Source organism: Micromonospora sp. BL1, assembly GCF_003667485.1.
In the GTDB taxonomy this organism is placed as follows: Bacteria; Actinomycetota; Actinomycetes; order Mycobacteriales; family Micromonosporaceae; genus Micromonospora; species Micromonospora tulbaghiae.
In genome coordinates this window covers 1-11,382 of record NZ_RCVK01000326.1, presented here as the reverse complement: position 1 = coordinate 11,382, position 11,382 = coordinate 1, and the positions used below count along the sequence as shown (strand labels likewise).

The window sequence follows — 11,382 nt, the reverse complement described above, 5'->3', positions numbered from 1 at the left end:
GGGGTGCGTTGGTGGGGAGGGTCCGGGGTATGCACCTACGGGTGCCCGGGTCGCCGATCCTCCTCGGGGCTGAGGGCGCGGCGCGTACCCCTTTCTACCGTGGAATCAGCGCGGCGGATCGCCGCAGAAGTGGGAGACGACGATGAGTCGCAAACTGGTCCGGCCCCGCCAGGGGCGCATGATCGCCGGTGTCTGCGCCGGCCTGGGGCAGCGGTTCGGCATGTCGGCCGGGATGGTCCGGCTGCTGTTCCTGCTGTCGCTGCTGCTGCCCGGCACGCAGGTGATCATCTACCTGATCCTGTGGATCCTGATGCCGAACGAGGACCGCTACCTCGCCACCCGCTGACGCGACACGAGCCGGGACACCGGCACACACGCGACGCGCCCGCCCCGGACCATCGGGGCGGGCGCGCGGGCGTACGGAGAGGTCAGGGCGCGGTGTAGGTGACAGTCACCTTCTCGTACCCGAGGGAGCGCAGCAGCCCTTCGAGCATCTTGCGGGTGTTCTCCTCGGCCCGGGCGGTGAGCCCGCTGTCCCGGGCGGCGGCGGTGATCCGGTCCTCGGCGAGCTTGTAGATCTGCTGCTGCCGGTTGGGATCGCCGGCCACCAGGTCGTTGAGCCGGTTGATCAGGCCGCGCTGCTCGGCGAACACGTAGCTCTTGTCCATGTCCAGGTCGGTCTCGCCGAGCTGCGGCGCGGGCAGCTTGATCTCGGCGGACTTGCCGTCCTCGGAGACCACGACGGCACCGTCGGCGATCTTCGCGAAGTCGACGTACGCCTCGACGCGGCCCGCCCCGACGAACAGCGTGCGCTCGTTGAGCAGGAAGTCGGGCACGTTGCGCCTGTCGTTCTGCACGTCGACCACGACCTGGAAGTTGCCCTCGGCGGCGACGTAGCGGCTCAGGTCACGGATCGACTTGAGCAACGGCGGCTGGCTGCGGTCGGTCTGCTCCTTGGCGAACGGGTTGCGGAAGTCGGGCAGCAGACCGGTGGCCTGCACGCCGAGCAGTACCACCACCGCCAGCGCCGCCGCGCCGAGCACCCAGAGCAGGCCGCGCACCGGGCCGCCGCCCGACGCCGGGGCGCCCGGGGCGTACTCGCGGTCGTGGTCGGGCGAGCCCTCCGCCCGGTCGCGAAGGGACTCGCTGGTGGGGTAGTCCGGGAACTCCCGGGTGGGCTCGTTGATGTCACCGTCGCGGGCCATCGCCCTCACCGTCCTCGTCCGACAGAGTCCTCGTCCGACACATCGACTGACAATGACGGTACGGCCACCGTGCGACAGTCGCTCGCCGAGCGACCCGATCGGGTGAAACCGCAGGTCAGGCGAACGCGGACACGCCCGTGAGCCGCTGGCCGATGACGAGCTGGTGGATCTCGGAGGTGCCCTCGTACGTGAGCACGCTCTCCAGGTTGTTGGCGTGCCGCATCACCGGGTACTCCCCCGAGACGCCGTTGGCGCCGAGGATCGTGCGGCACTGCCGGGCGATGGCGAGGGCCTCGCGGACGTTGTTCAGCTTGCCCACGCTCACCTGGTGGGGCCGCAGCGAGCCGGCGTCGGCGAGGCGGCCCAGGTGCAGCGCGAGCAGCATCCCCTTGTTCCACTCCACCGCCATGTCGGCGAGCTTGGCCTGGGTGAGCTGGAAACCGGCGAGCGGGCGGCCGAACTGAGTGCGGGTGGTCGCGTACTCCAGGGCCGTCTCCAGGCAGTCGCGGGCCGCGCCGAGCGCGCCCCAGACGATGCCGTGCCGGGCCTCGGTCAGGCACCCCAGCGGCGCCTTCAGCCCGATCGCCTCGGGCAGTCGCGCATCAGCCGGCAGCCGGACGTCGTCGAGCGCGATCTCGCCGGTCAGGGACGCGCGCAGCGACATCTTGTGCCGGATCTCGCGCGCCGTCACCCCCGGCGTGTCCATGGGTACGGCGAAGCCGCGCACCCCTTCGTCGGTACGCGCCCAGATCACGCCCACATCGGCGATCGGCGCGTTGGTGATCCACAGTTTGCTGCCGTTGAGGATCCAGTCGTCGCCGTCGCGGCGGGCCCGGGTGGCCATCGACCCGGGATCGGAGCCGTGGTCGGGTTCGGTGAGCCCGAAACAGCCGATCGCCTCGCCGGCCGCCATCGCGGGCAGCCAGCGCTGCTTCTGCTCCTCGCTGCCGAAGCGCCAGATGGCGTACATGGCCAGCGAGCCCTGCACCGACACCAGCGACCGGACGCCGGAGTCGCCGGCCTCCAGTTCCAGGCAGGCCAGCCCGTACGCGACGGCCGAGGAGCCGGCGCAGCCGTAGCCGGTCAGGTGCATGCCGAGCAGGCCGAGCTTGCCGAACTCGCGGGCCAGTTCACGGGCCGGCACCTGGCCGTCCTCGTACCATCCGGCGACGTGCGGGCGTACCCGGTCGGTCACGAGCCGGCGCACGACGGCGCGGATCTGCCGCTCCTCCTCGCTGAGCGACGCGTCGATGTCGAGCAGGTCGAGAGGAGTCATGGCGTCACCTTAACCAAGCCTCAGGGAGGCGTCACTCGCCCTGGTCGCCGAGCACGAGCACCCGCGCGTGGATCTGGTTGCGCTGCTGGAGCGCCGCGCGCAGCGCCCGGTGCAGGCCGTCCTCCAGGTAGAGGCCGCCGTTCCACTGGACGACGTGCGGGAAGAGGTCGCCGTAGAAGGTGGAGTCCTCCGCGAGCAGCTTGTCCAGCGCGAGTTCGCGCTTGGTGGTGATGAGCTGGTCAAGCCGCAGCGGGCGCGGCGGAATCTCGGCCCACTGCTTCAGCGTGAGGTTGTGCTCCGGGTAGGGACGCCCGTCCCGGACCGCCCTGAAGATCACGGCGTGCTCTCCTCCCCAGGCCAGGCTGACAATGTGGATGTCAGCCTAACCGCTCAGGTCCACCGTCCCCGCCGCACCACATCCTGCACCGGACGCCGCCCGCGGCGCAGCGACGGTGACCGGTGGTCGACGTCTCGATAACCGACTGTGATCGCACCGATCGGGTGCAGTTCCGGCGGTACCCCGAACGCCTCCCGGTACGCCCCGATGCGCTGCGGCGGAATGCCGAAGAAGCAGGCGCCCAGTCCTTCGTCCACGGCGGTGAGCAGCATCAGCAGCGCCGCGAAACCGGTGTCCACGTACCAGTAGGGCACCGGCCAGCGCTCCTCGGCGCGGTCCGACCAGCCCTTGTCCGCCTCGGCGTAGCGGTCCAGGTAGGCGTCACGGTTGGCGTGCGGCACCACGATCAGCGGCGCCCGGCGCATCCCGGACAGCCAGCGTTCCCGGCCACCGCCACCCGGTGTGGTCGCGGCCCAGAACCGTTCCCGGTCCTCGGGTTCCTCCAGCACCAGGAAGCCCCAGCCCTGCGAGAACCCGGCCGACGGGGCCCGGACGGCGTGGTCCAGCAGCCGGTCCACCACCTCCGGCGGCACCGGCCGGTCGGGGTCGTAGTTGCGCACCATCCGGCGGCGCCGGACGACCTCGGCGAACTCCACGCTCAGACCTCCGGGCGGACGCCCCAGGCGCCCCGCCAGGTCTGCCCCGGCTCCAGCATGATCAGATCCTTGCCGGAGCGGAACGCGTCGGGCGGGCAGGTCATCGGCTCCACCGCCACGGACCGGCGGTGCCGTTCCCCGCCGAGCGTGTCGCCGGTGAACACCTGCCACCAGCCGAACTCGCGGTCCGCCCAGATCCGCAGCCCGGACGAGCCGTCCGGCGCGCTGAGCACCACCGCCGAGCCGCCGTCGGCGTCCCGCTCGACGTCACCGAACGCGGTGTCGAGGACCAGGTCGCCGATCGGGCGCGGGCTGGTGAAGTCGAACTCGGAGCCGGTCACCTCCGCGGCGGCGACCGGCAGCAGGCGGCTGTCCACCAGCACCCGGCGCCGGGCCGGCAGGTGCAGCCGCAGCTCGTCCACGCCGACCTTCGGCAGTTGCAGATAGGGGTGGACGGAGAAGCCGAACGGCGCGGGCTCGTCGGACAGGTTCGTCGCCTCGTGCTCGGCCCGCAGGCCGTCCGGGCCGACGCTCCACCGGGCCCGCAGCCGCAGCGCCCACGGGTAGCCGGGGCTCGGCGGCAGGTCGTAGCCGATGGTCACGCTGTCCGCCGACTGCTCGATCGGCTGCCACCGCACCCAGTTCACCAGGCCGTGCAGGGCGTTGTGCCGCTCCGGCTCGGTGAGGTCGAGCTGCAACGACCGCTCCCCGACCGTGTAGACGCCGTCCCGGATGCGGTTCGGCCACGGCGCCAGCACCTGCCCGGCCGAACCGGGGCAGACCTCGTCCTCGGCGTACCCGTCGAGGTGGTCCACCCCGTCGTAGCGGTAGGCCCGCAGCCCGCCGCCCACCTCGACCACGACGGCCTCGTGGCCGTCGGCCGCGATGGTCCACTGTGTACCGGACGGTGGCTGCACGTCGATCCCCATGTCGGCGACCCTACCGTCAGCGGCGCTCCTCGGCGGGGGTGGTCGAGCGATAGCGCAACAGCGCCGGGAACGCCACCACCAGCACCACCGCGAGCACGGCGGCAGCCAGGCCGCCACCGACCATGGCGAAGCCGGTGCCGAAACCGGCGGCCATCGCACCGGCGCGCAGATCGCCCAGGCGCGGGCCGCCGGCCACCACCACCGTGTTCACCCCCTGGAGACGCCCACGCATCCGGTCCGGCGCGTAGACCAGCAGCATCGACTGGCGCAGCGTGGCGCTGACCAGGTCGGCGGCACCGGCGACGCCCAGCAGCACCACTGCGACCCACAACTGCCCGGCCAGCCCGGCGAGCGCGATCGCCACGCCCCAGCCGACCACCGCCACGGTGAGCGCGAGGCCCTGGCGGCGGACCCGGCCGATCCACCCCGAGGTCAGGCCGCCGAGCATCGCGCCGATGGCGATGGAGCTGTAGAGCCAGCCCACCGCCGAGGCACCGCCGAAGCGTTCCTGCGCCAGCTCCGGGAACAGCGCCCGCGGCATGGCCAGGATCATCGCGATCAGGTCGATGGCGAAGGAGAGCAGCAGCACCCGCGTGGTCGCCAGATAGCGGAAGCCGTCGACGATGCTGGCGAACCCGGCCTTGCGCACGCCGCCGTCCGGGTCCGGCGACGGCGGCATCGCGGGCAGGCGCAGCGTGGCCCAGAGCGACGCGGTGAACAGCAGCGCGTCCGCCGCGTACGCGATGGGCAGCGCCACCCCGACCTGCCACGCGGCGAAGATCAGACCGGCGGCGAGCGGGCCGAAGACGGCGGCGGCGGTGAACGTGGTGAAGTTCAGCGTGGTGGCCGCCGGGACCAGCTCGGCCGGCACGAGCCGGGGCAGGATCGCGCTCCGGGCCGGCGAGGTGATCGCGAAGGCCGTCGACTGGAGGGCGACCAGCAGCAGGAGCAGCAGCGGGCTGCGCGCGCCGGCCAGCGACTGCACGAGCAGCCCGAGCGTCGAGGCCCAGAGCACGCAGCCGCCGACGAGCAGCACCCGGCGGCGGTCCCGGGCGTCGGCGACCGCGCCGCCCCACAGCCCGAACACCAGCAACGGTACGAAGCCGGCGATGCCCAGCAGGCCGACCCAGAGCGAGCCGCCGGTCAGGTCGAACATCTCCACCGGCACCGCCACGGCGGTGAACTGGAAGCCGAACATGGCGATCGCGTTGCCGGTCCAGACCCGCCGGTACGCGGGCACCCGCAGCGGGCGCAGGTCGATCGCCCAGCGGCTCGCGCCCCGCCGCCGGGCCGATGTGACGTCGGTCACGGTGCGAGCCGCTCGACGACGAAGACCCCGTCCCCGGTACGCCGGAAGCGCAGCCGGTCGTGCAGCCGGCTGGCCCGGCCCTGCCAGAACTCGACGGTCTCCGGCCGGACCCGGAACCCGCCCCAGTACGGCGGCGCGGGGATCGGGTCGACGTCGGCGAACCGCTCGGCCGCCGCCCGGTACGCCGCGTCGAGCGCGGCCCGGTCCGGCACCACCGTCGACTGGGCGCTGGCCCACGCCCCGAGCTGCGAGCCGCGCGGCCGGCCGGCGAAGTACGCCTCGGTCTCGGCGCGGTCCACCTGCTCGACCCGGCCGGTCACGATCACCTGCCGCTGCATCGGGAACCAGGGGAACACCAGGCTGGCCCACGGGTTCCCGGTCACCTCGGTGCCCTTGCGCGAACCGTGGTTGGTGTAGAAGACGAAGCCCTCCGGGCCGTACCCCTTGAGCAGCACGGTGCGCCCGCTGGGCCGGCCCTCGGCGTCGGCGGTGCCGAGCACCATCGCGTTCGGCTCCGGCAGCGGATGGGCCACCGCGTCGGCGAACCAGCGGGCGAACTGGGTGTGCCAGTCCGGCGCCAGGTCCGTCTCGGTCAGGCCCAGGTCGGCCGCGTACTCGTTACGCATGCCGGCCGGGGCGGGTGTGTCGCCTGTCACTGTGGTAGTCCCTCTCCCGGGCGTGCCGGCGTCCCCCGACGCTGGCCAGGCCCCGGTACCCAGTCTTCTCCTTCCCGAACGGGCGTCCACCGGCGGGGATGTCGCGTGGCGCACAGTGGCTGTGGGTCGCGCAGCGCGTTACCCACCGGGCAAGATGTTCCGAACCACATCCCTGAAGGGTCGCCTGAGCTGCGGGGCTCGATCAGCCCGCCCGGGCGCGCCGAGCCGAAGCCAGGAGACGACATGTCCGATTTCAAACCGGGCCTGGAGGGCGTCGTAGCCTTCGAGACCGAGATCGCCGAACCCGACCGCGCGGGGGGATCACTGCGCTACCGGGGCGTGGACATCGAGGACCTGATCGGCCAGGTCTCGTTCGGCAACGTCTGGGCGCTGCTGGTGGACGGCCGGTTCGGCCCGGGCCTGCCGCCGGCCGAGCCGTTCCCGGTGCCGGTGCACTCCGGTGACATCCGCGTCGACGTGCAGTCCGCGGTCGCCATGCTGGCCCCGTACTGGGGGCTCAACCAGCTTCTCGACATCTCCGACGAGCAGGCCCGCGAGGACCTGGCCCGGGTGTCGGTCACCGCGCTGTCCTTCGTCGCCCAGTCGGCACGCGGCCTGGGCCTGCCGGCCGTGCCGCAGAAGGAGATCGACAAGGCGGAGACCATCGTCGAGCGGTTCATGAAGCGCTGGCGGGGTGAGCCCGACCCGCGGCACGTCAAGGCCGTCGACGCGTACTTCATCTCGGCCGCCGAGCACGGCCTGAACGCCTCCACCTTCACCGCCCGGATCGTCGCCTCCACCGGCGCGGACGCCGCGGCCTGCATCTCCTCCGGCATCGGCGCGCTCTCCGGCCCGCTGCACGGCGGCGCCCCGTCCCGGGTGCTCAGCATGCTGGAGGCGGTCGAGCGCAGCGGCGACGCCGACGGGTACGTCAAGGGCGTCCTGGACCGCGGCGAGCGCCTGATGGGCTTCGGCCACCGGGTCTACCGGGCCGAGGACCCGCGCGCACGCGTGCTGCGGCGTACCGCCAAGGAGCTGGGCGCGCCCCGCTTCGAGGTCGCCGAGGCGCTGGAGAAGGCCGCGCTGGCCGAGCTCCAGGCCCGCCGCCCGGACCGCGTCCTCGCCACCAACGTCGAGTTCTGGTCGGCCGTGGTGCTGGACTTCGCCGAGGTGCCGGCGCACATGTTCACCTCGATGTTCACCTGCGCCCGGATGGGCGGCTGGTCGGCGCACATCCTGGAGCAGAAGAAGCTCCAGCGGCTGGTCCGGCCGTCGGCCACGTACGTCGGTCACGGCCCGCGCAAGCCGCAGCAGGTCGAGGGCTGGGACGCCATCCCGCACGGCGTCTGACGTCTCGCCCGGAGCCCCGTTCCCCAGCCGGTGGAGTGGGGCTCCGGCATCTCCGGGACCGGCACGCCGCGCGTGTGGCGGACGCCTCACCGACCGGGGTGGGACAGCCCGCCGGACGTGCCCGGGCAGGTGCGAGGATGGCCGTGGCAGTGTCGCCGGAACGGGCTCGGACGCCCGCCGCCACGCGGCAGGACATCGTCCGCGCCCTGCCAGCTCACCTCTCGCCCATGCGGAAGGATCTTCAAGACCGTGGCTGACGCACCGACCATCCGGATTCCCGACGAGATCAGGCCCGCCGACGGACGATTCGGCTGCGGCCCGTCCAAGGTCCGTCCGGCCGCGGTCTCCGCCCTCTCCGACGTCGCCACCAGCTACCTGGGCACGTCGCACCGGCAGAAGACGGTCCGCGACCAGGTGGCCCGGCTGCGCCGCGGCCTGGCCGAGTTCTTCTCCCTCCCCGAGGGGTACGAGGTGGTGCTCGGCAACGGCGGCACCACCGCGTTCTGGGAGGTCGCGACGTTCGGCCTGATCCGCGACCGGGCCCAGTTCGCCAGCTTCGGCGAGTTCGGCGCCAAGTTCGCCAAGTCGGTCAAGGATGCGCCGTTCCTGGGTGAGCCGACCGTCCGTAAGTCCGACGCGGGCAGCGCCCCGGCGCTGGTGGCCGAGGCCGGCGTGGACGTCTACGCCACCCCGCACAACGAGACCTCCACCGGTGTCGCGGTGCCGATCAGCCGGGTCGCGGGCGCCGACGAGGGCTCGCTGCTGCTGGTCGACGCCACCTCCGGCGCGGGCGGGCTGGACGTGGACGTCGCCCAGACCGACGTCTACTACTTCGCCCCGCAGAAGTGCTTCGGCTCCGACGGCGGGCTGTGGCTGGCCCTGATGTCGCCGGCCGCGCTGGCCCGGGCCACCGAGGTCAAGGAGTCGGGCCGCTACATCCCGGCCTTCCTCGACCTGGTCACCGCGATCGACAACTCGCGGCTGGAGCAGACGTACAACACCCCGGCGCTGGCGACCATCTTCCTGGCCGCGGAGCAGACCGACTGGATGAACTCCCAGGGCGGGCTGGCCTGGGCGGCCAAGCGCACCGCCGAGAGCGCCGGCATCGTGTACGGCTGGGCCGAGCGCTCGTCGTTCGCCACGCCGTTCGTGTCGGACCCGGCGCTGCGGTCCAACGTGGTCGCCACCGTCGACTTCGCCGACGGGGTGGACGCGACGGCGATCGCCAAGGCGCTGCGCGCCAACGGCATCGTCGACACCGAGCCGTACCGCAAGCTGGGCCGCAACCAGCTTCGGGTGGCGCTGTTCCCGGCCGTCGAGCCGGCCGACGTCGAGGCGCTCACCGCGTCCATCGACTACGTGGTCGAGCGACTCTGATCACTTGGTCACGGTGCGTGGCCGTCGGGGCTCCGGCGGCCACCCACCGTGATCATTACCGCAGCTCAGTCACGACATGCCGGGGTGTCGCAGTCCCCATCGGCGGGTAGATGAGCGTACGGTGGTGCGAGACGCCCGGGTGGCCGGCTCCCGTGGCGTGACGGCCAGCGAAGCGGGACGGAGGCAAGCCCATGCGCCCAGTACGCTTCGTCGCCCTCTCCGAGGACGGCCAGGCCCTGGTGCTCGCCGACGAGGTGGGGCGCCTGCTGGCGCTGCCCATCGACGAGCGGATCGCGTCGGCGCTGCACGCCGAGCCGGGCGCCCCGCCGCTCGCGGTGGTGCCGAGCGCCACCGACCCGACGCCGTCGCTGTCCCCACGGGACATCCAGGCCCGGATCCGGTCCGGCGAGTCCGCGGAGGACGTCGCCCGCATCGCCGGTGTGCCGGTCGACCGGGTGCTGCGCTACGCCGGCCCGGTGCTCCAGGAGCGGGCCATGCTCGCCCAGCACGCCCGCCGCACCCGGCTCAAGGGCGCGGAGAAGCCGACCCCGCTGGCCGAGGTCGTCAACGGCCGGCTGGCCCAGCACGGCATCGACACCGAGAAGATCTCGTGGGACGCCTACCGCCGCGACGACGGCACCTGGCGGATCATCGCGACCTGGCCGTCCGGCAAGGCCACCGCGCAGGCGGTGTGGGATCTGGACAAGACCCGGCAGAACGTCGCCCCGCACGACGACATGGCGCAATACCTGTGCGCCGAGCGGCCCACGCCGATCCTCGGCCAGGAGCCGGCGCCGGAGCGGGGCGGCCACGCGCTGCCCGGCCCGTCGCGCGGTGAGCCGAGCCGGGGTGGGCACGGCCTGCCGGCCGCCTCCGACCACGCCCGTCCGGGGCGTGACCCGATCCGCGCCGGCCGGGACGCGCTGCTCGCCTCGCTGGACCGGCCGCTCGGCGGCACGTCCGGGCGGGGTCTCGACACCCGCTCCCCGGCCGCGCTGGCCGGGCAGGAGGCGCCCCGTCAGCGGGCCGTCGCCGGTGGTGCCGCCGCGCTGCTCGGTGGTGGGCAGGGTTCGGCCTTCGACGACGACTCGGACGCGCCGAAGGAGATCCCCGCCGTACCCTCGCTCGCAGTGCTGCGGCCCCGTCGCACCGGCCCCGCTGCGGCGACCGGCGGTGCGTCCGCCGAGTCCACCGACGCCGGTGGCAAGCCGCGCAAGCGGCTGCCGAGCTGGGACGACGTGCTGTTCGGCACCGGCCCGGCGGCCCGCGAATCATCCTGATCCATCGCTCCACCCTGGCTCGTCGGCAAGGCACTCGAAGTGCCGGCGTGCCAGGGTGGAGGCATGGAGTACACGAACCTGGGACGCACCGGTCTGTCCGTGAGCCGTCTCTGCCTCGGCACGATGAACTTCGGTCCGCAGACCGACGAGCCGGACAGCTTCGCCATCATGGACCGGGCGCTCGAACACGGGATCAACTTCTTCGACACCGCGAACGTCTACGGCTGGAAGCTCGGTGAGGGCGTCACCGAGCACATCGTCGGCCGCTGGTTCGCGCAGGGCGGCGGGCGCCGCGACAAGGTCGTCCTCGCCACCAAGGTGTACGGCAAGATGGGCGAGTGGCCCAACGAGCAGGGCCTGAGCGCCCGGCACATCATCCGGGCCTGCGAAGACTCGCTGCGCCGGCTGCAGACCGACACGATCGACCTCTACCAGATGCACCACATCTCCCGGACCACGCCGTGGGACGAGATCTGGCAGGCGATGGAGACGCTCGTCGCCCAGGGCAAGGTGATCTACGTCGGCTCGTCCAACTTCGCCGGCTGGCACATCGCCCAGGCACAGGCCGCCGCCGGACAGCGCAACTTCCTCGGCCTCGTCTCCGAGCAGTCGATCTACAACCTGCTGACCCGCCACGTCGAACTGGAGGTCGTCCCGGCCGCCCAGCACTACGGGCTGGGCATCATCCCCTGGTCGCCGCTGCACGGCGGGCTACTCTCCGGCATCATCCGCAAGATGGCCGAGGGCAGCGCGGCGCGCGGCACCACCGGCCGTTCGGCCGACGCGCTGGCCGAGCACCGGAACACCATCGAGGCGTACGAGAAGCTCTGTGCCGACCTCGGCCACGACCCGGCCGACGTGGCGCTGGCCTGGCTGCTGTCCCGGCCGGGCGTGACCGCCCCGATCGTCGGCCCCCGCACCATGGACCAACTCGACCGCAACCTGGGTGCCCTCGACGTCCACCTGGACGAGCCCACCCTCACCCGCCTCGACGAGCTGTTCCCGCC

The 11,382-nt window shown here is 72.8% G+C and carries 12 protein-coding genes; 5 read left to right on the top strand and 7 right to left on the bottom strand.

The window, feature by feature from the left end; genetic code table 11:
* Positions 1–142 precede the first annotated feature (142 nt).
* A complete protein-coding gene (locus tag EAD96_RS24850; protein WP_013473752.1) occupies positions 143–346 on the top strand; it encodes a PspC domain-containing protein in 204 nt (67 codons plus the stop codon).
* 82 nt (positions 347–428) lie between these two features.
* Here the strand turns inward: EAD96_RS24850 and EAD96_RS24845 are convergent, their stop codons facing one another.
* The 7 genes from EAD96_RS24845 to pdxH all read right to left on the bottom strand — a co-directional run bounded on the left by EAD96_RS24845 (position 429) and on the right by pdxH (position 6,338).
* On the bottom strand, positions 429–1,205 hold the full coding sequence (locus tag EAD96_RS24845) for a DUF4230 domain-containing protein (protein ID WP_121685971.1): 777 nt from the start codon (positions 1,203–1,205) through the stop codon (positions 429–431).
* A 115-nt stretch (positions 1,206–1,320) separates the two neighbouring features.
* On the bottom strand, positions 1,321–2,481 hold the full coding sequence (locus EAD96_RS24840; protein WP_091414735.1) for an acyl-CoA dehydrogenase family protein: 1,161 nt from the start codon (positions 2,479–2,481) through the stop codon (positions 1,321–1,323).
* A 31-nt stretch (positions 2,482–2,512) separates the two neighbouring features.
* Positions 2,513–2,818, bottom strand: a complete 306-nt coding sequence (locus tag EAD96_RS24835; RefSeq protein ID WP_013283726.1) for a type II toxin-antitoxin system VapB family antitoxin — start codon at positions 2,816–2,818, stop codon at positions 2,513–2,515.
* 53 nt (positions 2,819–2,871) lie between these two features.
* Positions 2,872–3,474, bottom strand: a complete 603-nt coding sequence (locus EAD96_RS24830) for a nitroreductase family protein (RefSeq protein ID WP_121685970.1) — start codon at positions 3,472–3,474, stop codon at positions 2,872–2,874.
* Between the two features lie 2 nt (positions 3,475–3,476).
* Positions 3,477–4,403, bottom strand: coding sequence for an aldose 1-epimerase family protein (locus EAD96_RS24825; RefSeq protein ID WP_121685969.1), 927 nt, complete (start codon positions 4,401–4,403; stop codon positions 3,477–3,479).
* A gap of 16 nt (positions 4,404–4,419) precedes the next feature.
* Positions 4,420–5,712 carry an MFS transporter gene (locus EAD96_RS24820; protein ID WP_121685968.1) on the bottom strand — a complete coding sequence of 431 codons (1,293 nt, stop codon included), beginning with the start codon at positions 5,710–5,712 and terminating at the stop codon, positions 4,420–4,422.
* Positions 5,709–6,338 carry a pyridoxamine 5'-phosphate oxidase gene (gene pdxH, locus EAD96_RS24815; protein ID WP_199733289.1) on the bottom strand — a complete coding sequence of 210 codons (630 nt, stop codon included), beginning with the start codon at positions 6,336–6,338 and terminating at the stop codon, positions 5,709–5,711. Before pdxH ends, EAD96_RS24820 begins: the two co-directional genes overlap by 4 nt.
* A gap of 273 nt (positions 6,339–6,611) precedes the next feature.
* Here pdxH and EAD96_RS24810 point away from each other — a divergent pair, with 273 nt between their 5' ends.
* The 4 genes from EAD96_RS24810 to EAD96_RS24795 all read left to right on the top strand — a co-directional run.
* Positions 6,612–7,718: a citrate synthase 2 gene (locus EAD96_RS24810; RefSeq protein ID WP_013283721.1), complete on the top strand. Its 1,107-nt coding sequence runs from the start codon at positions 6,612–6,614 to the stop codon at positions 7,716–7,718.
* A 249-nt stretch (positions 7,719–7,967) separates the two neighbouring features.
* Positions 7,968–9,095 (top strand): phosphoserine transaminase, encoded by a 1,128-nt coding sequence (gene serC / locus EAD96_RS24805; RefSeq protein WP_121685966.1) that lies wholly within the window; start codon positions 7,968–7,970, stop codon positions 9,093–9,095.
* Between the two features lie 191 nt (positions 9,096–9,286).
* Entirely contained in the window at positions 9,287–10,375 is a 1,089-nt protein-coding gene (sepH, locus tag EAD96_RS24800) for a septation protein SepH (RefSeq protein WP_121685965.1), read from the top strand.
* 63 nt (positions 10,376–10,438) lie between these two features.
* Positions 10,439–11,382 (top strand): aldo/keto reductase (locus EAD96_RS24795; protein WP_147457930.1); only part of this gene is annotated, 944 nt, incomplete at its 3' end.

Coding starts and splice junctions, on each gene's coding strand:
- EAD96_RS24850 (WP_013473752.1), top strand. CDS start 143: ATGAGTCGCAAACTGGTCCGGCCCCGCCAGGGGCGCATGATCGCCGGT.
- EAD96_RS24845 (WP_121685971.1), bottom strand. CDS start 1,205: ATGGCCCGCGACGGTGACATCAACGAGCCCACCCGGGAGTTCCCGGAC.
- EAD96_RS24840 (WP_091414735.1), bottom strand. CDS start 2,481: ATGACTCCTCTCGACCTGCTCGACATCGACGCGTCGCTCAGCGAGGAG.
- EAD96_RS24825 (WP_121685969.1), bottom strand. CDS start 4,403: ATGGGGATCGACGTGCAGCCACCGTCCGGTACACAGTGGACCATCGCG.
- pdxH (WP_199733289.1), bottom strand. CDS start 6,338: ATGCGTAACGAGTACGCGGCCGACCTGGGCCTGACCGAGACGGACCTG.
- EAD96_RS24810 (WP_013283721.1), top strand. CDS start 6,612: ATGTCCGATTTCAAACCGGGCCTGGAGGGCGTCGTAGCCTTCGAGACC.
- sepH (WP_121685965.1), top strand. CDS start 9,287: ATGCGCCCAGTACGCTTCGTCGCCCTCTCCGAGGACGGCCAGGCCCTG.